Genomic DNA, 20,051 nt, shown 5'->3' with positions numbered 1-20,051 from the left:
GACGGGGAGACATTTGCATGAGTTCCGACACACAATCCAATCGTCCGCTATCCGAAGAAGAGCTGCAGGAACTGGTAGCCTCGTCCGATGCGGGTGGGCGTAATCCGGTCGGCAATGTCGGGATTTTTCTGGCCGTTGTGGCGGCGATCTGGTCGATTTTTCAGGTGCTTTTAGCATCACCTATCGCCAACTATGTGTTGCCGGGCAGCGTCGTGAATAATGCACGTCAGTTTCATCTGGCCTTTGCCATGTTTCTGGCCTTTGCGGCCTATCCAGCGCTGAAGTCCAGCCCGCGTGACTATATCCCGGTTCAGGACTGGATAATGGGGGTCGCTGGCGCGTTTCTTGCGCTATACGGATACTTCTTCTACGAAAAGATCGTCGATGCGGGCGGTCTTGCTGATGACACTGACAAGTGGGTCGCATTGGCCGGCCTGCTGCTGTTGTTCGAGGCCGCGCGCCGTGCGCTTGGGCCTGCAATGGCCATTATCGCGACGATCTTTCTGGCATATGTGTTCTTTGGCTCATCTGAATGGGTGCCCGAGGTTATCCGCTGGAAAGGCGCAAGCCTGAAAAAGGCCATGAGCCACATGTGGATCACGTCCGAGGGCGTGTTCGGCATCGCCTTGGGTGTTTCCACCAAATTCGTCTTCCTGTTCGTGCTGTTCGGCGCCTTGCTCGACAAGGCCGGGGCAGGGAACTACTTTATCAAGATGGCGTTTGGTGCCCTTGGCCACCTGCGCGGTGGTCCGGCCAAAGCGGCGGTTGTGGGCTCTGCGGCAACCGGCCTGATTTCAGGTTCGTCCATCGCCAACGTTGTGACCACCGGTACCTTCACCATCCCGCTGATGAAGCGCGTCGGGTTCAGCAGTGAACAGGCCGGATCGGTTGAGGTTGCCTCCTCAGTGAACGGCCAGATCATGCCGCCTGTGATGGGCGCTGCGGCCTTCCTGATGGTGGAATATGTGGGCATTTCCTATGTCGAGGTGATTACCCACGCGTTCCTGCCAGCGGCGATTTCCTACATCGCGCTCGTCTATATCGTTCATCTTGAAGCGGTGAAGCGGAACATGCCCACACTGGGTGATCGCGACGTCCATCTGGCGCGCACTGTCGTTGGAATGTTGATGTTCTTCCTTGTGTTTGCGGGGCTTTGCTATGGCTCGCAATACCCGGTCGATGCGGTCACCAGCTGGGTGCCCTCGGCGGCCGGATTGGTCCTGAGCCTGATTGTCTGCGCGGTCTATGTGGTGCTGCTGTATCTGGCGGCTCAGGTGCCGGATCTGGAACCTGATGATCCGAATGCCAAAGAAGTAACGCTGCCGGTTATCGCCGATATCTATAAGGCCGGGCTGCACTATCTGCTGCCGATCATCGTTCTGGTTTATTTCCTGATGATCGAACAGAAATCGCCTGGTCTGTCGGCGTTCTGGGCCACGGCGTTGCTGTTCGTGATCCTGCTGACCCAAAAGCCGCTCAAGGCGATGTTCCGTGGGCAGAGTAACCTGAACACCAGCTTTATCGATGGTGTCGCCGACCTCTGGCAGGGCCTGATTGACGGCGCGCGCAACATGATCGGCATCGCGCTTGCGACGGCCACTGCTGGCGTGATCGTTGGCACCGTGACTCTGACCGGTGTTGGGCAGGTGATGGCCGATCTGGTCGAGTTCCTGTCGGGCGGCAACCTGATCCTGATGCTGGTAATGGTTGGTATCCTAAGCCTGATCCTGGGCATGGGCCTGCCGACCACGGCGAACTACATCGTTGTCAGCTCGCTGATGGCCGGCGTGGTTGTCGAACTAGGCGCGCAGAGTGGCCTGATCGTGCCGCTGATCGCCGTCCACCTGTTTGTCTTCTACTTTGGGATCATGGCGGACGTGACGCCGCCGGTCGGATTGGCAAGCTTTGCAGCGGCAGCCGTGTCAGGCGGCGATGCGATCAAAACCGGTTTCACCGCGTTCTTCTACAGCCTGCGCACCGTGGCACTTCCGTTTGTGTTCATCTTCAACACGGACCTGCTGTTGATCGACGTCACCTGGGTTGAAGGGATAACCGTCGCGATATTCGCAACCATAGCCATCCTTGTATTTACTGCGGGGACGATGGGTTATTTCGTGACGCACAGCCGTATTTACGAAAGCGTCGCGCTGATCTTCGTTGCCTTTGCGCTGTTCCGGCCCGACTTCTTCATGGATCGACTTTCACCGCCCTATGCGTCGGTTGAACCGTCGGCCTTCGTTGAAACGATCGGGCAAACGCCGCCGGGAACAGAAGTCCGCCTTGTCGTTAGCGGCCCTGATTTTGACACTCTGGAGATGACGGACACTACGGTCGTAGTGCCGGTTGGCAGCGAAGAGGGTGGCGCCGCGCGTGTGGACGCCATGGGCCTGATGCTGATCGAAGAGGACGGTCTGGTCAAACTGGACGAACCGCTGTTTGGCACCCCGGTCGCGGATGAGTTGGATAACTTCGACTATTACGCGGATGACGCGGTGCGTCTGACCTCGGTCAGCCTGCCATCCAGTCAGCCGCCGAAGCAATTGATCTATATCCCGGCGATGATTCTGCTGGGGCTGATCGCTTTCCTTCAACGCGGCCGCGCCGCCAGACAAGAGGTGCCCGCATGACAAACTCTGTTCTTTGTGCCGTTGATATCAGCAATGGCGATCTGGACGTACATGTGTTGAAGACCGCGGCGGCTTTGGCTGAACAGGACAATGCGCAGTTGGACGTGGTGACTGTGTTGCCGGATTTTGGGGAAAGCTGGGTATCCGGCTTTTTCCAACCGGATTTCCACGAAAAGGCGCTGGATGAGGCGCATACCAAACTGACCGATATGTGTACGGCAACTTTGGGTGCAGAGCGGAACGAGAGAATCCGCCACGTCGTCGCCACCGGAACGGCCTATCAGGAGATATTGAAGACCGCTGAAAGCGCGAACAGCGATCTGATCGTGATCGGCGCACACAAACCGGACCTCAAGGACTATCTTCTGGGTCCAAACGCGGCGCGGGTCGTGCGGCATTCCACGGTCTCGGTTTACGTGGTACGCTAGTATCCGGTCATCTCAAGGTAGCCGCGCCCAGAGTGGCTGCCTGAGACCCTTACGGGGCCTTCCCAGTATTCGAACCGCGTCGCCATCCAGGCATCGGGTGTGATCGCCGATACGTCGACCTGCAAATCGCGATCAGGCATTGTCACGCGCCACTGGATGGGCAAGTCCCGACCAGCGACTCTTGCCGTATCCAACGGTGCGAACGAAACGGAGCCATCGGGCAGGGGCGTAGCGGTGCCATCTGCTGTGATCCAAGTGGCCGCTGTGAAATCCCCGCGCCCGCCGCGCAGGCGAAATGCCATCAGCTTGTTGCCATCATCAAAACTGAGCGAGAACCAAACCCACCCGCTTTGATCTGCGGCAAGCGGCTGGCTGGACCACTCACGATCCAACCAGCCCTGACCGGTGACCGCGACATCGCCGTCGGGCAGTCGCAGTACACCTTCGGCGTCATAGAAGGGTTGAGAATAGTAATAGCTGGCCTGCCTATCGGCGGACTTGACCGAGTATCCGTCCTCTCCGTGAAACACCAGTGGACCTTGGGCTGTCAGGGTTAGGTCATAGGAAAATTCGGCACCGCTCGCGGACAAGGACAAGGCACTGGGATCAGGCCCGCGCATATGCCATTCGTCGATCCAGGCCTCGAATGGTTCGGCAGTCACCCCAGCCTGACCGATGCCGCCACGCGACAGGCGTTCGGCAAAATAATGCGCTTCCTCAGTCGTCACAGCAGCGTGGCCCAACCACAGCTGAGGGCTTTGCCAACCTTCGGCCTCGGTCGGTTTCAGGGCGGATCGGAACAAGGTCCATTGAATGCCGTAATCGCGCCCGTCTTCTCCGCTCAGGTTGGCAGTCAGATACCACCACTCGATCCGAAAGGACGGGTGCGGGCCGTGATCACGCGGAAATTCGAACTGGTAACCTGGTTTGGGGATGTCGAACCCGTCGGCTGAACCGCCCAGTCCGGCATAACCCTGCGCGTGCAAGGCAGAGGGCAGCAATAGGATCAGGACAAACAGCCAAGCTTTAACGTTCATTGGCAAATACCTTCAGCAGGTCGGCGGGTGGCAAACGCATCAAGCGCAACGCGGGCAGGGCTGCGGCGGCAAAGGCGGCAAGCAGGGTCAGCACAAACAGATAGACCCAATCAGCAGGAAACAGAAACATCGGCAGTCGCCAGCCAAAAGCCTGTACGTTGATCACCGCCAACAGCGCCCAGGCCAGAACCAACCCAAGTGGCAAGGCAAGCACGGCCGTCAATGCCGCCAGCAGCACACTGCGCAACACCTCTAGCCGTGCCAGTTGCACACGTGTCAGCCCCAACGCCCAAACCGGGGCAACCTGCGGCAGCCTCTGCGTCCACAAGGTCAGCAAACTGGTCAGGATGGCAAATCCCGCCACCCCCAGTGTCAGCACGTTCAGTGCGGAAGTCACCACAAAGGTCTTGTCAAAGATCGCCAGCGATTGCGCCTTCATGGCGGCCTGTTGGACGACGGCCCGCCGAGGTAGGTCAAACTGGTCTCGCAACGTCTGCGTTACTTCGGTGGCGCGCTCGGGTGCAAGGCGGATACCGAACCTGCGCGTGTCGGCCCCTGGGGCGATTTGGTCAAGCTGCGGCATTGATACGATGGCCTGACCGGTCGGATTGCCGTAGTCCGAATAAACACCTGCCACGGTCAGCGCATGCCCTGCATTCAGGGTCAGTGTATCCCCAGGCCATAAACCCGCACGGCGGGCGAGCTGTTCGTTGATTATAACGGCCTCACCCGTCAGGACGCGATCCCAAACATCGTCTGATGAGGCGATCAGAGGCCAGTGATCGCGGTAAGTCTGGTGGTCCACAATTCCGTATAAGAACAACGGTCCGGTCTCGTGGATCAGTTCAACGCTGCGGATTGGCAACACGGCGTCCACCTGCGGGCCTAGCCATTGGGCAATCTGTTGACCTTGTTGGTTGTCAGTGGCGGTCACGTAAACCTCGGACGTCAGGCGTTGATCCAGCCAGCCAACAAAGGTGAGGCGAAAGCTGGAAACCATGGTTCCGACACCAATATTCGCGGCCAAAGCCAGCAGCAGTGCCATCAAAGCCAAAGACAGACCCGGCAATTGCGCCTGCATATCGGCCCAGACCCATTGTGCGATCGGCCCTCGGGCGCGCCGATGAAAAACCGACAGGGCGAGGGACAGAAGATAGGGCAGAGTCAGTGCCGCTCCGGTGAGAATGCCGCCGACCATCACAAACCCGGCAACCAGCTCGTCAAAGGCAAACCCTATTCCAAATCCGCCGACGATCAGAGCCAGCCCGATCAGACCTGTGGTGCGTAGCCCTGTGGCCGAGCTGCGCCAGGCTTGCACTCCGGCGCCGCTCAAAAGGGGCATGTATGACAGACGATACAAGGCATGACCACTGGCCAGCAAAGTGCCCGCCAAAGCCATCGCCAGCCCGGCCAGCGCCCATTGCGGCCGTAACGACATTTGCCCATCGACCGGCGCGCCATATAGCCCGCGTAAAGTGGCCGCGACGTCGGGCAGCAGGGCTCCGGCCAGAAAGAACCCAAGGACCAAGCCCAGCGTGCCGCCGACCAGGGCTAGCAGAGTCAGTTCCGCCATGATCATCCAGATCAAACGTCGCATTGAGACACCCAGCGCCCGAAGGGTGCGGATCATCGCCCTCCGCTGTGCAAAGGCCAGTCCGACGGTGCCGTTAACGATAAAAAGACCGACGGCAAAGGACAGCAGTCCAAATGCGGTCAGGTTCAGGTGAAAACTATCCGTCAGACTGGCCGCATCCAACTGCGCCGAAGCTGCGATCCGTTCAAGTTCAGGCGCGATCTCGGATAGCGGTGGTACGCCAAGCGGCTGATCGGGCAGCACTATCAGGCGTGAGATCTGCCCGTGTTTGTCCAGAAGTGTCTCGGCAGCGCCGATATCGGTCAGGATCAGATCAGGCGGAACCGTGTCAGAGGTTAGAATCGGCGGCAGACCGCTTTGCCCGCGCAGCACCTGTGCAAGATCAGGCGCAGCCAGCAAGCGGCCCGGTGCGGTCAGCATGTCGGCCGGGTCGGGGGGCGTTTCGCTTTGCTCAATCTGGGTCACGGCGGGCAGGGCCGGGTAGGCGACCATGTCAATGCCCATCACCTGCACCGTGCGTCCCGATATCCGCAGGGGGCCTTCCAAAACAGCCGCCACTTGCCAACCTGCACGGCGCAGCGCGACATAACGCTCAACCGGGATCAGGCCGGACGGATCGCGCAGCTCATCAAACAGACCCAGCGCAAGCTGATCATTGGCCTGTTGATAGCTGGCGCGCGCCTCGGCATTGATGGCCTGCACCGCCGACCACAACCCGGTCGCCAACGCGATGCCAATCAACAGCGTCGCCAGTTGCAGCCAGTGACGTCGCCAATGCGACAGCAATGCCTGTATGATTGCCCCAGTCATGCGATATGGCCACCGGTCAGATGCGCCCGCCGATCCAGACGCGCCGCGATGTCTGGCGAGTGCGTAACTAACAGTAAGGCGGCACCTGTCTCGGCAACTAGCGAGAGCATCAGATCCAGCACGGTCGCGCTGGCGGTTTCGTCCAGATTGCCGGTTGGTTCATCCGCCAGCAACAGCTTTGGCCGGGGGGCCATGGCGCGGCCGATGGCTACGCGCTGTTGTTGACCGCCTGACAGGTTTTCAGGATAGCGCGTCAGCAAGTCGGACAAACCAAGCCGTTCAGCCAGTTGCGCGGTCCAGTCGGTGTCTTCACGGTTCGCCAATCGGGCGTGAAATGAGAGGTTCTGAGCGACCGTCAGCGATGGAATCAGATTGAATTGCTGAAACACCAACGACACGCTCTCACGGCGCAAGGAAGCCCGACCACGGTCATCCAGCGAAGAAAGGGCGGTGCCGTCCAGCGTAATCTCACCGCCGCCAAAGCTGTCCAAAGCGGCAGCAAGGTTCAAAAGCGTGCTTTTGCCGCTGCCGCTTTCACCGGTCAGAGCCAGCGTCTGACCTTGATCCAGCGTCAGTGACACATCGCGCAACACCGGCCGCCCGCCGGGATAGGATTTTTGGACCTTGTCGATATTCAGCAGCATGCAAACCCCTTGGACAGTGCCTGTCACAATGTGCAACGCCACCCCACAGAGTCCAGCGTCCAGACGCAATCTTTTGCGATTGTCACAGCCTTGTTCTTTTTTGGTTAAGTCGCCATTGTGTCAGAACTTCTCCGGGCCGGGATACGAGTTTATGACACTAGCGCAGCAGATTGTTTGGGGCAGTATCTATCTGGGGATTTGCTTCCTAATCGAAATCATCCTTTTGACGTGGTGTACGCAGGTCATCCGGCACGCGGCACCCCGGCTTGAGCACAAGAAACGGTTTCTTGCCATTGCCGGGACCATCTGTATCGCGCTTGCATTCATCGTTGCAATTCACACGTTTCAAGTCTGGTTGTGGGCGATCGTCTGGGTGTTGGGGGATGTTCTGCCTGACTGGAATTCGGCCTTGTATTTCTCGTTGGTGACCTTCACCACCTTGGGGTACGGCGACATTGTGTTGGGTGAGCCACTGCGCATATTTGGCGCGTTTGCCTCGGTCACAGGTTTGCTGGCGTTTGGCCTGTCGACGGCCTTTATGGTTGCGCTGATGACCCAGGTTTTCAAAGAAGAGCTGATGTCCTAGAGGATGGGCGCGAACAAGCGCGCAAGCGGCGAGCCGAACCGAATATAGCCGGGTTGTTCGGGCAGTTTGCGGGTCAATTCATAACTGTTTTCAAAATCGTCGCGCAGCATTTTGTCCACTGCCTCAGCCGCGCGTTGGTCGAAAAACAGTGCCATAGCTTCGAAATTCAGCCGGAATGATCGGTTGTCCAGATTGGTCGTTCCCACAGCAGCCAGCGTGTCATCAACCACGAATGCCTTTTGATGCATGAACCCTTCGGTATACCGAAACACCCGCGCACCGCAGTCGCGGATTTCGTCGAAATAAGCGAAGGCAGCCAGCCAGGGCAGGCGGTGGTCAATCACCTCGGGTACAAGGATGCGCACATCGACACCTCGAAGGGCAGCGTGCTGCAGGGCCGTCATGACGTCGATATCAGGAACAAAATAGGGTGAGGCGATCCATATCCGTTCCTTGGCTGCAGTGATGGCCGAGAAAAACATCATCGCACCAGTTTCCGTTTCGTCCCCCGGACCGGTGGCGACCAGCAGGGCATTCATGTCCTGTTCGGATTCTGATCCGGCCCAGTTGAGCTGATCAATCAGATCTTCTTCGTGGGCCCAGTGCCAATCCTCGACAAAAATCAACTGTAATTGACGGACGATATGGCCGGTCATTTTCAGATGTGTGTCGCGCCAATGGCCGAAATTTTTGCTCTGGCCCAGATACTCGACCCCTACATTGTGACCGCCAATAAAGCCCGTTTCACCATCAATGATTACGGTCTTGCGGTGGTTGCGATAGTTCAGCTGAAAGCGATATTGCGGTCCGCGCCGGTCGCGCGGGTTTGCAATCTCGATCCCGGCGGCGCGCAAGGCGTCAAGGTAGGCGGTCGGCAGACCATAACTGCCCACGGAATCGGTCATAAAGCGGACCGAGACACCACGCTCGGCTGCGGCAATCAGTTTGGACTGCAACTGTTTGCCCAGGTCGTCATCGCGGACAATGTAGAACTGGATCAGGATATAACTTTGCGCCGCGTCGATTGCCTCGAAAATGGCATCGAACGTGGCCTTGCCGTCGATCAGCAAATTGGCACCGTTTCCACGCGATACTGGCAGATGCGCCAGAACCTCGAATGGCCGTGCGTTGAATGGCATCGAGCCGGGCTCGGGCATTGAAAAATCTGCAAAGCTTTTGATGCCTTCAACGACACGTTCGCTGTGTTTTCGCGCAATGCGATACCCGCGAAATCGGTGGTGGCCCAAAAACAAATACATGGGTACGCCGAGCATTGGGGCTGAGATCAGAAACACCACCCAGCCAACCGCGCCCTGCGGTGTTCGGGCTGTCTGCGCAGCCCTTATCGCAAAGACCACAGCCGTCACGTACAGGACGAGGACGGCAGCGGAAACAAGCAATGTCCACATGAGGTTATCGTTCTCTGAGTGTTTTATTCCGACCCAGTGTAGATGCGATTCCAGTCTTGCGCCATATCCACGATGACCCAGCCCATATCGGGGCCTTTGTCCAACCCGTCGACCAGTTTTCCGATCGGGCTTTCGCGATCGTAGGCCCATTCTCTTTCTGCGTCGGTGTGATGGATCAGGACGCCCAAACGCGGTCCGTGCCCGGCGGTTGTCCACTCGAGCATGGCAAAGTCCCCGTCTGAGTTTCCACCGGCCAGAATGGGGCGTCTGCCGAGGGTTCGTTCGATATTAACAGGCTTGCCTTCCTTGTCGTCTATAAAGGCAATGCCGGGGGCCTTGATGATCGTGGGTTTGCCTTCGGCCGTTTCATAAGTGGTGGCAGTATAGGTGCCCAGTACCTGCTCTGGCGGCACGCCATAGGCGTCCTCGGCAAACACGCGCATGAAATGCAGCCCGCCGCCCGAAACGATGTAAGTGCGGAACCCTTCATCCCTGAGATAGCGTAGCAGTTCCACCATTGGCTGATAAGTCATCTGGTCATAGGGCAGCCCGGTATCGGGGTGACGCGCGGTGTCCAGCCATTTGGTGACCGAGGCCTGAAACTCTTCGACGCTGACCCCGGAATGCGAGGCATTCAGGACTTCGATCAAGGCCTCATGGCCGCCTTCCGCGATGGCCTCCATATCCCCCTTGGCCGCAGCTTCCAGTGTTGGGCTGGTCAGGATCGAAGGATCAACCGCGGCCATTTCGGCAAGGCGGTCCATGGCGAAGGTCAGTTGGAAATACACCGGCTGTTCCGCCCAAAGCGTCCCGTCATTATCGAACACGGCGATCCGGTCTGCTGGTGTCACGTAATCGGGATTGTCCGGATCGGTGACGGCGTCAACAAAAGCAACAATCTGATCCTTCGACGCAGAGGTTCCCCAACTGGGCAGCGGGTCGGCCAGGGCAATCGACGGGGCCATGAAAACGGCAGCAGCGAGAAGGGCGGTCTTCATGAGAAATTCCTTTTTCTTCAACGTGAAAAGGGCCGCCGTTGAACCGGCGACCCTAAGCTTGCGAGGGGGTTAGTTGTTGGTCGGCGTGACCAGTTTCTCCATCACCTGATCCAGATTAAAGCTTGCCGCTTTCTGGCGTGGCGGGAACTCCTGGAAGGTTTCCAAGAAAGACCCGACATATTGCTGTGCCGGCACCAGGAAATAAGCCCGGTCCAACAGCCAGTCATAGTAGGTGTTCGAGGTCCGATACGCGCGCTCATACGGATCGCGACGCAGGTTCACGATCAGCGGAATACGCAGTTCAGTCCAAGGCTCGATCCAGGCGCGCAGGGTGGCCCACGCCTTCTGCTCTAGGAAGATCAACTTCCAATCGTCAAAACGCAGCGCGGTCAGGTCACCGTCATCCGAGAAATAGAAAATTTCACGTCGGGGGCTTTCCGTGGCCTCGCCAGTCAGCAAAGGCAGGATGTTGTAGCCGTCCAGATGCACCTTGTAATCGCGGCCCATACCAGAGGAGCTATAGCCAGCCTTCAGCTTTTCCTTGATCTCTGGATCACCAGCGACGGCCAGATAGGTCGGCAGCCAGTCCATGTGATGCACGATTTCATTGGTGACCGATCCAGCCTCGATTTGACCGGGCCAGCGCACCATCGATGGAACGCGCCATCCGCCTTCCCAATTGGTGTTCTTTTCGCCCCAGAACGGTGTCATGGCAGCATCCGGCCATGTGTTCATGTGCGGTCCGTTGTCGGTGGAATAGTGAACGATCGTGTTGTCTGCGATTCCAAGCTCATCCAGCAGGTCCAGCAACTGCCCTACATGCATGTCATGTTCAATCATGCCCGCAGTATATTCGTCTGCAACGCCTCCAATGATATCGTTCGCTTGCGCGCGCATCTCATCCTTGACGTGTGTGCGGAAATGCATCCGAGTGCCGTTCCACCAGACATAGAAGGGCTGGCCTTGCTCATGGGCTCGCTTGATGAAGTCAATTGCAGCGGCAACGGTCTCTTCGTCTACCGTCTCCATGCGCTTGCGGGTCAGGGGGCCGGTGTCTTCTATGGTGCCGTCCGCCTTGGATTTGATTACACCGCGCGGGCCATACGCTTCGCGGAAGGTGCGCCCATCGGCTAGAACCGCCTCGCCGGGATAGTCTTCATTTTCCGGTTCTTCCTCGGCATTCAGGTGATACAGGTTTCCGAAAAATTCATCAAATCCGTGATTTGTCGGAAGATGCTCATCCTTGTCGCCCAGGTGGTTTTTACCAAATTGACCAGTGGCATAGCCGTGGTCCTTCAACAAGCCCGCGATGGTTGGATCTTCGACCTGCATACCCAGATCGGCACCCGGCAATCCAACCTTGGACAACCCGGTCCGGAATACTGATTGCCCCATGATATAGGATGACCGGCCCGCGGTGCAGGATTGCTCGCCATAATAGTCGGTGAAGATCATCCCTTCCTTGGCGACGCGATCGATATTGGGCGTCTGATACCCCATTAAACCCATCGTGTAGGCCGAAATATTGGACTGTCCAATATCGTCCCCCCAGATGACCAGGATGTTGGGTTTCTGTTCCTGCGCCCAGGCGGGAATTGCCAACGCAACGGCGAATGTAGCCACAGCAACCCGGCGCAAGCCTCTGCGCCAACTGTATGCAATCGAACGTGGTGGTGACATGATGTACTCCTGATTTGAAAGGGTCGAAAAAACCCGGAGGTGAAAATTAGTTGGAGGCTGGCTGTTTCAGCCAATAAGCTGCCAAGAAATGGTCGATTTCTGAACGGCGTTACATCACCCGTAGGGGAATCGAGCGTGCTCAGGTTAGGCGATCAATGAGATTGAAAACTCATCATATGATGATATTGAAAAATTCTAATGTTTGACAAAGCGAATAATATGAAACTCTTGCAGGGCGGAGGCTGGTTCAGCAAACGTTCCGCCGCATTTCAGCGTGATTTGTTGGAGTGCGGGGTCCCGAAAACCTATGAAGCCTGGGAAACGCTGTATCACCATGGCGATCCGTCCAACGGGGTCTTTGCTGTCCTCAGCGGTGGCGTGCAGATCACCGCTCCGGCGGATGACGGGCAGGAATTCGTTCTGCATCGCGAAGGCGCGGGGTTTTGGGTCGGGGATCTGGCGTTGTTTGCGGATGAACCGCGTCTGATTAGTGTCGTAACGACGCAAGAGACGCACGCGTTGTACTTCCCAAATGGTCGCGTGACCAAGTTGGTTCAGTCCAAGCCTGACTACGTTCGGGACTTTTACGCGCTGACCCACGAGAATATGCAGACCGCCCTTCGGATCATGGCAAACCTGGCGGTCACGGGCAGCGAAAAGAGGTTAGTTCTCAGGCTGCTGCATCTGGATGAAGGCACCTCGAAATGTGATGGATGGATCGTCGTGTCACAGGAAGAATTGGCCGAGATGATCGCTGTGTCACAACCTACTTTGCATCGCAGCCTACACCGCCTTGCTGATTTGGACTTGATCGAACTCGGCTATGGACGGGTGCGGTTGAAGAACAGACAGGCGCTGATCGCGAACTGCCAGACCTAAGCGTTAAGGATTCAGCGGTGGAAGCGGTTGAGCCTGCGATTGTGGTGTTTCTGCAAGTTCCTTCATGGCCGAAATTGCAGCAGACCAATCCGGTGTTTTCTGATTGGTATCAGATGCATACCGTGCACAGCCAATCCTTGCCAACTGTGCCTCAAGTTCCCGATACCCTTGTGGATCACTGCTGCGGGTTTTCCAGGTTTCCAGCGCTGAATAAGCTGCGGACAAATCATGGGCCTTTAGCGCGCGTTGCAATTCCGCCAGAGCAAATGCAGGCGATGCGCGATATGCTTGGTGCCGCGCGTCTTTCCAAGTGCGAAAGCGCGGTGCGCCCCAACGCAAAGACGCCCAAATAACAATTGCCGCCAATCCCAACCAAAGCGCATATTCAACCATCCTGTCCGTCGTCAGAGGGTTCGACCTGGGCGCGGTGAGCGTCAGATCCACACCCGGTACTTCCACGTTTTCGACCGCGTCAGTTGACAGATTGAACCACTGAAAAGACACGGGCGGCAGCTGCGCTTGGCCGCCATCTTGGGCAAGGTACACTACCTCTTCGACCCGTTGGCCGGACAGAATACCTCGATCCTCGGTTTCAGCTAAGCGTGGTTCCTTGGGGTAAGGGCGCAGCAGAGGTTCTTGATATTCAGGAATAAGTTTCGGAATAAGGATCGGGCTGGTGCCGGTGATACGTGCTGTTAACCGCCGTGTAATCGCATCTCCGGCCTGCATCTCAGTCACGCCCTCAACCTCTTGCTCCAATTCAAAACCCATCGCGATGATCAGAGGGTTCAGGTTGGCTGCACCGTCTGGGACAACAGCATTGATTGCGATCGGTGAAAGCGGGACCGAGACTTGTATTGGAGCATTCGTTTCAGGGTCGGCAAACGTCACCTTCATGTCGGTGACGCCAAGGCTGATTTGCCCGGCAAGCAGAGGGTAAATGCGATAGCTGCGCTGAACCCCGGACCATGTTTCACCGTTCACGGGCTCACTGACGGGACCTGATGCGCGTTCAGGAAGCCGGACCAACAGGTTTTCCTGTTCCAATGACGGGAAGACGGGAGGAGACGGCATGAACGTAGGAACCAGTACCTTGATGCGCACGATCCCCGGTTGCCCCACGATCACGTTTTCGGTCGGCGTCTCCACCGTCACTTGAGGTTGGATTGCAGTTGTTCCTTGCGAAAGCACTGCGCTGGGTAACAAAAGCAGCAGGAGGAGAAGGCGCTTCATTGCGTTCGCTCCTGATTTTCCAACAAGAACCGATTGCGCAGAAAGTCCTGCATGTCTGTGTCGATGGCGCTGATCCATTGATCCGCGGAAAGGGGCTGGCTGCCGTCGGTTTGGGCTTGAATGGTTGTGTTTTCGCCCCGACCTGCGTCGTTGTCGAATACGGTGTCATCCGCGCCGATACCTGCCTCTTCACCGGTATCAGATTGTTCGCGAGTGGTTTCAACATAGTCCAAAATGGCCGTGGCAACTTCAAGATTATGTTGCGCATCCGGCCAGTTAGGGCGACGCTCTAACGCAGTTTCAAAGGCCGAAATAGCTGGTCTGTATTCCCGGTTTCGGATGCGTGCCATTCCCTCGGCGAAGGCTGCTTCAGGCGTTTTAAGTTCCGCAAAGATCGCCGCGGCCTCGGGGTATTGGCCTGTTTTTAGACGAGCGTAACCTTCGTGATATGGGTCTTCGAACAACTCTGCCGCATCAGCAAAGCGCTTTTGGTTCATGGCGATCTGGCCTTGTTGGTCGGGCGTCAGGAACCAATCGCGCCATCCGTCGGCATTGGCCGGGCCAGACGGTTGAACAAGGAATAGCCCCAGCATGGCCCACCGAATGACCCAACCCCGCCTGAACCAAAGAAGGGACAACAGCGCAGCTGGCCAGGCCAGAATCCACCCTCGGTCTTGCCAATCAAGCCGGTCCTCGTCATCCAGAGCATCGACATAAGCTGTCTGTATTTGCCTCAGCAGTCGCGTGACATCCCGGTCATCAGTTGAAAACGGGACCACTTCGGCGTTTTTCAGGGTGTTGAGCTGAACGATTTCCTGGCTGTTAGGCAGCATAGTCAGAAAAAACATCTGCGATGACGCGGTTTCGAATTCTGGAATCTGCGAGGGGTCTAGATCATCCAGGACAAACAGCACTGCGCCTGGTGTCTGACTTTCATCCAAGATGCTTTGCGCCAGTACTAAAGCGTCTCCTGCGGCATCTCCGGACTTTGGCATCACGGCAGGGGTCAGGCCCTCCAACAATGGACGCAAGATGTTCGCATCCTCGGTCAGGGGTGCAACCCGGTGCGATGAGCCTGCATAGGCAATCAAAGCGGTCTGTGCGCCAGCCCGTGCGTTGATGATATCGGTGATCTTGAATTTCGCCCGTTGCAGCCGCGACGGGGTCAGATCGGTCTCTTCCATGCTGTCGGTAACTTTCAAGGCGATCACCAGGGGGGCCGTATCCGCGATCAGAGGGTTGGGCGCCCGCGTCCAGGTCGGACCGGCAGCGGCCAGCGTGAGTAGAACGGCGACTGTCATGGCAACGTCGATCGGATAGATCCGGCGGTTTGCTTCGGCACCTAACAAAAGTGCTTTAGCCAAATGAGGAGCTATACCAGCAGGCAGGTCAGATAGCCCCTTGCGTTTCGGGCGGATCGCCCACCACAGCCCTGCAATTGGGATTAGGAGCAGAAGGTAAGCTATTCTGATAAAATGAAATTCAGTCACAACGCCGATCATGTCGCTCTCCTGTGACGTTGTACGAAATGAAAGCCGGTCGAACTGCAAAGAAAAACGATCAGCGCCATCAGCAACGGGTAATGCGTCAGGCTTTCGCGTGGGCGGTAGCTTTGGGTTTCGACAATTCTGGGGTTTTGTTCATCAATTCGCTGGTATGTGTCGCTCAGCGCGGCCTGATCGTTGGCAAAGAAATACTGGCCACCAGTACGATCCGCGATGGCTTGCAGCGCTTCCAGATCCACACGGTCTTCGCCAGTGGCGTCAGGATCACCAACGCCGATGGTATAAATGACCACACCTTTATCCGCAGCGATGGCTGCAGAGTTGGCGGGCATCATGCGGCTGGACGTATCCGCGCCGTCGCTGAGTACAATCATCAAACGCTGATCTACCTCGCTTGAGTCAAAGATACGTATTCCAAGCCCGATCGCATCACCCAAAGCCGTATTCGGACCCGCCATGCCGACTTGAGTTTGATCCAGGAACCCATTCAAACTATTATGGTCTTCGGTAAATGGTGCCTGTACGAAGGCGCGGGTACCAAAGATAATAAGCGCCATCCGGTCACCCTGACGCTCGGCAATAAATGCGCGCAACACGTCTTTGACAGCAGCAAGGCGCTGCTTGGGCGTTCCATCTGTGGATTGGAAGTCGCGCTGATCCATCGACCCTGAGATGTCGAGAGCCAACACAACGTCCCGCGCAGATTTTTCGACGACAATAGGATCAGCCAGTTTTTCAGGACGAGCAAGGGCTGTAACAAGCAGCAGCCAGATCAAGGTGGCCACGAATGCTTGCAGCATTGACCGCTGTGAGATCATAGACCCCGATTGCGGATCAGCCCCTACAGCCTCGGCGACATGGCGGAAAAACGGGATGCGAATTGCGCTGGTCTGTTCGCGATGCGGTGGAACAAACCAATAGACCAACAGCGGCAAGGGCAACATCAGAAAAACCCAGGGCGCGGCGAATGAAATCATCTGCGCCCTCCTTCAGGTTTGTGGCTTTGTATCCAGACCCGTGCCATATGTGACAGTTCCGGACTTGATGGGCTTATTCTGTAGGGCCCTTCGAGTAGTAGGCGAGATGCCGGAGAGGAAACCGGCATTTTTTCAGCAGTTTGCTGTAGAAAGTTTAGCCACTCTTGCCCATGCAAACTGGCAACCTTCGCGCGTGGATATGCAACAAGTGCCGTACGGCGTAAAATCTCTGCGACTTTTGCGGGGTCATCGTTCGCGGCTTGTAGATCGGCAAGTGCGGCGCGTCGGTATGCGTTGGATCGTTGATGTCCGCGAAACAAATGAAGTCCCACAACAATGACGGCCACTACAACGACTGCAAGAGCCAGCCAACCCCAGGTCTGCGGTGTCATTGGAATTGGTTCGGGCACGGGCGCGGGCACCAGCATGTCGAGCAACTCGACGAGGGATTTGCCGTCCACCTCGACGCTCATGCCCGTCCTCCGGGATGGCCGAACAATTTCAGCAATTGATCAAGGGCCGGCTCGGACGTTGTCAGCGGGACAATCGGGAAGCCATAGCGCCGTGACCAGAGTTGCAATTGCGCCAACCTATTATCCATTGCAGCCTTGATACGGCTGGACAGGTCCGGGTCGGAACTGTCGAGCTCGATTTGTTTCGTCCCATCCGAAACCGTCATCTTCAAGCCTGCGGTCAGTTGATGCGCACTAGGGTCGGAAATATTGAACAGAATAAGGTCGTTGGATTGCGCTAAGCGGCTCAGCAGGCGTTCTGATGCCCTGTCCAGACCATCGAAATCCGAAAACACACAGATCAACGCGTTGGTATGTGCAATACCGACTGCCTGTCTCAGCACGTCATTCAACGCGATGGTCGGTTTGGGACGCAAGGACGCGTTCAAATCGCCATTCAACGCAGCGACCGACGATAAGAACCGCGTTAAGGCAGCGGCGCGGCGTTGCGGGCGGTGTTCGGCCAGATCAGTGTCGCCAAAGACGATGCCGCCGACACGGTCACCTTGCGACAGGACGCGATGGGCCGCAATCGCGGCGGCCTCGGCGGCGATGACTGATTTCATATACACTTCGGTACCGAAAAACATCGAAACGCGTTGATCGACCAACAGCAGGGCAGGGCGATCCCGTTCTTCGGTATAGACCCTAACATGAGGTTTTCCGGTGCGCGCCGTCACTTTCCAGTCGATAGTCCGTATGTCATCGCCAGGGAGATAGCCGCGCAGTTCTTCGAAATTCAGACCGCGCCCTCGCAGCCGCGACGCATGGCGGCCATTCAGGATTGAACGCGCAGGTTGTCTCGGCAAAAGGCTGAGCGCGCGCGACTTTGCGCCAAGCCGCAACAGGTGTTGGGCATCCACATGAATGCGTGGGTCATTAGGATATGTGGCGATCTGGGCCACGAACTTCTCTCCGATCAATCAGGGCAGCGCCACTAGGCGCAGGATTTCCGTTATCACGTCATCCGGTGTTTTGGCGCTTCCTTGCGCTTCAAAGCTAAGCGTGATGCGGTGGCGGAACACGTCGTGGGCAACGGCGCGAATATCCGCAGGGTCCACATAATCGCGTTCATTCATCCAGGCATGCGCGCGTCCGCACTTGTCCAGCGCAAGCGAGGCGCGCGGACTGGCGCCAATTTCAATCCAACTGGCCAACTCATCGCTGAACTTCTCGGGTGTGCGGGTCGCCTGCACCAAATCAGCCATGTATCGATCCATTGCGTCGGACACATGAACTTGCCCTATCTCGAGCCGTGCCTGAAAAACGGCGTCTTGCGGGATCGGGGTTCGGGTCTTTCTGAATACGCCGGTCCCGGCGGCGACCTCTTCACCGCGCACCAGCCGTATAACCTCTACCTCGTCTTCGACCGGGGGGTAGGTGATCTGAACGTGCATCAGGAACCGATCCATCTGCGCTTCGGGCAGGGGATAAGTGCCTTCTTGCTCAATTGGGTTTTGCGTAGCCATCACGATGAACAAAGGCTCCATTTTGTGTGTGGTGCCTGAAACGGTGACTTGCCGTTCCTCCATCGCCTCCAACAGCGCGGCTTGGACTTTGGCAGGCGCGCGGTTGATTTCATCGGCCAACACGATGTTGGCAAAGATCGGGCCAGGATCGAACCGGAACGTGCCGCCGTCACTGGTCTGTTGGAATACTTCGGTGCCGGTTACGTCGGATGGCAGCAGATCTGGTGTGAATTGTATCCGGCTGAAATCTGCATCAAGATTGCGCGCCATGGCTTTGACCGCACGAGTTTTTGCCAGACCCGGCAGACCTTCGATCAATAGGTTTCCGTTCGCCAGCAATCCAATTAGCAGCCGGTCAATTACCTCGACCTGCCCGATAATTGACTTGCCCATGCGAGCTTTGAGATCATTTATCTGATTAAGTGCATTCATTTATTTGGTCCAATCGTGGCCAGATGTCAGAAAAAGACATATCAGGGCTGCGCCGAAGCGGAATGGTCAGGAATATTTAATAATGATCGAAGGTTAGCAGCGTTATCGCCACCAATCCACTATGAAATCCGGGCCGCTAATTGTTGCAGGTCGTTCTGCAATTCGGGGCGAATATCGCCGTGGTTCGGCGTGTCGCACAAGGTTTCGAACCAGTGTCGCGGAGGGCGTTTTCCAGCCGCGCGGCTCCAGGTCAGGTCACCCAGCACCGATCGCGCTGTGGCATTCAGTGTCTCGGGTATGTCAATCTTGTTCAGGGTCGCCCAAACGCCGCTCCACAGCCGTGCGACGGACCAGGGGTTATATCCCCCACCGCCCAGGACCAACAGTCGGGGCGCCATATCGCGCAGGTTGGCAACGGTGCGCCAGTGGGCGTTGTTTGACAACGTCAGACGCGACAGCGGGTCCTCGGTCACGGCATCCGCGCCGCATTGCATTACGATGGCCTGTGGTCGAAATGATGCGGTCGCGGGTAGGATAAGTTGATCAATAATGGCATCGAATTCGTCATCATTGAGGTTTCGCCCAACCGGAAGGTTGAACGCGGCCCCACCTGCGTTGTCGGTCAAAGTTCCGCTGAACGGCCAACGCCGCGCTTCGTGAACCGAGATCATGCGAACCTTAGTTGAACCGCGAAAGGCGACCTCGACCCCGTCGCAATGATGCGCATCGATATCAACATAGACGATCCGGTCGAGGCCGTTCTTCAGCAAGGTCAGGATCGCCAAAACCGGGTCGTTCAGATAACAAAACCCGTTGGCGCGGTTCGGCAGGCCGTGATGCGTGCCACCGGCCGGGCTGTAGACGATGCCTCCATCACGGACCAGCTCTGCCCCCAACATTGATCCACCAGCGGCGGTGGCGGGACGTCTGTACATCTCGGTGAATACTGGGTTCGACAATGTGCCCAGCGCGTATTTCGCCCGCGTTTCATCCGATACGGCCTGATCACGCTCAGCCTGTTGCAACGCTTCGATATAATCAGGTGTATGAAATGCGTGAAGTGCAGCAGGTTTTGCGCACGGGCTGACGCGATAGTTCGAACTCGTCAACCACCCCAGCGCCCGGCACAGATCCATGACGGTAGACACGCGCGGAATGGCCAGAGGGTGTTTTGAACCATAGGTCGAGCTGCGATAGATCTCGGATCCGATGAACAGGGGCGCAGGCATCG

17 protein-coding genes are annotated in these 20,051 nt (G+C 57.2%); 4 read left to right on the top strand and 13 right to left on the bottom strand.

Annotated elements, in window-relative coordinates:
- Positions 1 to 17 precede the first annotated feature (17 nt).
- Both ACR3EP_RS05600 and ACR3EP_RS05595 read left to right on the top strand, forming a co-directional pair.
- Entirely contained in the window at positions 18 to 2,627 is a 2,610-nt protein-coding gene (locus ACR3EP_RS05600; RefSeq protein ID WP_480636732.1) for a TRAP transporter permease, read from the top strand.
- Positions 2,624 to 3,055 (top strand): universal stress protein, encoded by a 432-nt coding sequence (locus ACR3EP_RS05595; protein WP_170348794.1) that lies wholly within the window; start codon positions 2,624 to 2,626, stop codon positions 3,053 to 3,055. Before ACR3EP_RS05600 ends, ACR3EP_RS05595 begins: the two co-directional genes overlap by 4 nt.
- Here ACR3EP_RS05595 and ACR3EP_RS05590 read toward each other — a convergent pair.
- From ACR3EP_RS05590 to ACR3EP_RS05580, 3 genes are read right to left on the bottom strand one after another with little or no spacing between them, the layout of a single operon-like run.
- Positions 3,052 to 4,092: a lipocalin-like domain-containing protein gene (locus tag ACR3EP_RS05590; protein WP_480636730.1), complete on the bottom strand. Its 1,041-nt coding sequence runs from the start codon at positions 4,090 to 4,092 to the stop codon at positions 3,052 to 3,054. The genes ACR3EP_RS05595 and ACR3EP_RS05590 overlap by 4 nt on opposite strands.
- Positions 4,082 to 6,496, bottom strand: coding sequence for an FtsX-like permease family protein (locus ACR3EP_RS05585; RefSeq protein WP_480636729.1), 2,415 nt, complete (start codon positions 6,494 to 6,496; stop codon positions 4,082 to 4,084). Before ACR3EP_RS05585 ends, ACR3EP_RS05590 begins: the two co-directional genes overlap by 11 nt.
- Complete coding sequence (locus ACR3EP_RS05580) at positions 6,493 to 7,140, bottom strand: ABC transporter ATP-binding protein (protein ID WP_480636727.1); 648 nt, start codon at positions 7,138 to 7,140, stop codon at positions 6,493 to 6,495. Before ACR3EP_RS05580 ends, ACR3EP_RS05585 begins: the two co-directional genes overlap by 4 nt.
- 151 nt (positions 7,141 to 7,291) lie before the next feature.
- Here ACR3EP_RS05580 and ACR3EP_RS05575 point away from each other — a divergent pair, with 151 nt between their 5' ends.
- Complete coding sequence (locus ACR3EP_RS05575; protein WP_170514333.1) at positions 7,292 to 7,726, top strand: ion channel; 435 nt, start codon at positions 7,292 to 7,294, stop codon at positions 7,724 to 7,726.
- Here the strand turns inward: ACR3EP_RS05575 and cls are convergent.
- The 3 genes from cls to ACR3EP_RS05560 form a co-directional block, all read right to left on the bottom strand.
- A complete protein-coding gene (cls, locus tag ACR3EP_RS05570) occupies positions 7,723 to 9,135 on the bottom strand; it encodes a cardiolipin synthase (protein WP_480636725.1) in 1,413 nt (470 codons plus the stop codon). The genes ACR3EP_RS05575 and cls overlap by 4 nt on opposite strands.
- 23 nt (positions 9,136 to 9,158) lie before the next feature.
- Positions 9,159 to 10,133 (bottom strand): HAD family hydrolase, encoded by a 975-nt coding sequence (locus ACR3EP_RS05565; RefSeq protein WP_480636723.1) that lies wholly within the window; start codon positions 10,131 to 10,133, stop codon positions 9,159 to 9,161.
- 69 nt (positions 10,134 to 10,202) lie between these two features.
- Positions 10,203 to 11,813, bottom strand: a complete 1,611-nt coding sequence (locus ACR3EP_RS05560; RefSeq protein WP_480636721.1) for an arylsulfatase — start codon at positions 11,811 to 11,813, stop codon at positions 10,203 to 10,205.
- A 219-nt stretch (positions 11,814 to 12,032) separates the two neighbouring features.
- On the opposite strand from ACR3EP_RS05560, the gene ACR3EP_RS05555 reads away from it, so the two are divergent.
- Entirely contained in the window at positions 12,033 to 12,692 is a 660-nt protein-coding gene (locus ACR3EP_RS05555; RefSeq protein WP_254429480.1) for a Crp/Fnr family transcriptional regulator, read from the top strand.
- 3 nt (positions 12,693 to 12,695) lie between these two features.
- Here the strand turns inward: ACR3EP_RS05555 and ACR3EP_RS05550 are convergent, their stop codons facing one another.
- From ACR3EP_RS05550 to ACR3EP_RS05520, 7 genes are all read right to left on the bottom strand, one after another.
- Complete coding sequence (locus tag ACR3EP_RS05550; RefSeq protein ID WP_480636719.1) at positions 12,696 to 13,925, bottom strand: hypothetical protein; 1,230 nt, start codon at positions 13,923 to 13,925, stop codon at positions 12,696 to 12,698.
- Complete coding sequence (locus ACR3EP_RS05545) at positions 13,922 to 15,427, bottom strand: VWA domain-containing protein (protein WP_480636717.1); 1,506 nt, start codon at positions 15,425 to 15,427, stop codon at positions 13,922 to 13,924. Before ACR3EP_RS05545 ends, ACR3EP_RS05550 begins: the two co-directional genes overlap by 4 nt.
- Complete coding sequence (locus ACR3EP_RS05540; protein ID WP_480636715.1) at positions 15,424 to 16,407, bottom strand: vWA domain-containing protein; 984 nt, start codon at positions 16,405 to 16,407, stop codon at positions 15,424 to 15,426. Before ACR3EP_RS05540 ends, ACR3EP_RS05545 begins: the two co-directional genes overlap by 4 nt.
- Complete coding sequence (locus ACR3EP_RS05535; protein ID WP_480636713.1) at positions 16,404 to 16,880, bottom strand: DUF4381 domain-containing protein; 477 nt, start codon at positions 16,878 to 16,880, stop codon at positions 16,404 to 16,406. The genes ACR3EP_RS05540 and ACR3EP_RS05535 overlap by 4 nt, the downstream gene beginning before the upstream one ends.
- Positions 16,877 to 17,824, bottom strand: a complete 948-nt coding sequence (locus ACR3EP_RS05530; RefSeq protein ID WP_480636711.1) for a DUF58 domain-containing protein — start codon at positions 17,822 to 17,824, stop codon at positions 16,877 to 16,879. The genes ACR3EP_RS05535 and ACR3EP_RS05530 overlap by 4 nt, the downstream gene beginning before the upstream one ends.
- An 18-nt stretch (positions 17,825 to 17,842) precedes the next feature.
- A complete protein-coding gene (locus ACR3EP_RS05525) occupies positions 17,843 to 18,820 on the bottom strand; it encodes an AAA family ATPase (RefSeq protein ID WP_480636710.1) in 978 nt (325 codons plus the stop codon).
- A 119-nt stretch (positions 18,821 to 18,939) separates the two neighbouring features.
- Positions 18,940 to 20,049 (bottom strand): acetoin utilization protein AcuC, encoded by a 1,110-nt coding sequence (locus ACR3EP_RS05520; RefSeq protein ID WP_480636708.1) that lies wholly within the window; start codon positions 20,047 to 20,049, stop codon positions 18,940 to 18,942.
- Between the last annotated feature and the right edge of the window lie 2 nt (positions 20,050 to 20,051).

The organism is Ruegeria sp. BB10 (assembly GCF_056535725.1).
This window is presented reverse-complemented; position numbering and strand designations above follow the sequence as displayed.

Excerpts from the sequence above, each read along its gene's own strand:
- ACR3EP_RS05600 (WP_480636732.1), top strand. The coding sequence starts at position 18 with ATGAGTTCCGACACACAATCCAATCGTCCGCTATCCGAAGAAGAGCTG.
- ACR3EP_RS05595 (WP_170348794.1), top strand. The coding sequence starts at position 2,624 with ATGACAAACTCTGTTCTTTGTGCCGTTGATATCAGCAATGGCGATCTG.
- ACR3EP_RS05590 (WP_480636730.1), bottom strand. The coding sequence starts at position 4,092 with ATGAACGTTAAAGCTTGGCTGTTTGTCCTGATCCTATTGCTGCCCTCT.
- ACR3EP_RS05585 (WP_480636729.1), bottom strand. The coding sequence starts at position 6,496 with ATGACTGGGGCAATCATACAGGCATTGCTGTCGCATTGGCGACGTCAC.
- ACR3EP_RS05580 (WP_480636727.1), bottom strand. The coding sequence starts at position 7,140 with ATGCTGCTGAATATCGACAAGGTCCAAAAATCCTATCCCGGCGGGCGG.
- ACR3EP_RS05575 (WP_170514333.1), top strand. The coding sequence starts at position 7,292 with ATGACACTAGCGCAGCAGATTGTTTGGGGCAGTATCTATCTGGGGATT.
- cls (WP_480636725.1), bottom strand. The coding sequence starts at position 9,135 with ATGTGGACATTGCTTGTTTCCGCTGCCGTCCTCGTCCTGTACGTGACG.
- ACR3EP_RS05565 (WP_480636723.1), bottom strand. The coding sequence starts at position 10,133 with ATGAAGACCGCCCTTCTCGCTGCTGCCGTTTTCATGGCCCCGTCGATT.
- ACR3EP_RS05560 (WP_480636721.1), bottom strand. The coding sequence starts at position 11,813 with ATGTCACCACCACGTTCGATTGCATACAGTTGGCGCAGAGGCTTGCGC.
- ACR3EP_RS05555 (WP_254429480.1), top strand. The coding sequence starts at position 12,033 with ATGAAACTCTTGCAGGGCGGAGGCTGGTTCAGCAAACGTTCCGCCGCA.
- ACR3EP_RS05550 (WP_480636719.1), bottom strand. The coding sequence starts at position 13,925 with ATGAAGCGCCTTCTCCTCCTGCTGCTTTTGTTACCCAGCGCAGTGCTT.
- ACR3EP_RS05545 (WP_480636717.1), bottom strand. The coding sequence starts at position 15,427 with ATGATCGGCGTTGTGACTGAATTTCATTTTATCAGAATAGCTTACCTT.
- ACR3EP_RS05540 (WP_480636715.1), bottom strand. The coding sequence starts at position 16,407 with ATGATTTCATTCGCCGCGCCCTGGGTTTTTCTGATGTTGCCCTTGCCG.
- ACR3EP_RS05535 (WP_480636713.1), bottom strand. The coding sequence starts at position 16,880 with ATGAGCGTCGAGGTGGACGGCAAATCCCTCGTCGAGTTGCTCGACATG.
- ACR3EP_RS05525 (WP_480636710.1), bottom strand. The coding sequence starts at position 18,820 with ATGAATGCACTTAATCAGATAAATGATCTCAAAGCTCGCATGGGCAAG.
- ACR3EP_RS05520 (WP_480636708.1), bottom strand. The coding sequence starts at position 20,049 with ATGCCTGCGCCCCTGTTCATCGGATCCGAGATCTATCGCAGCTCGACC.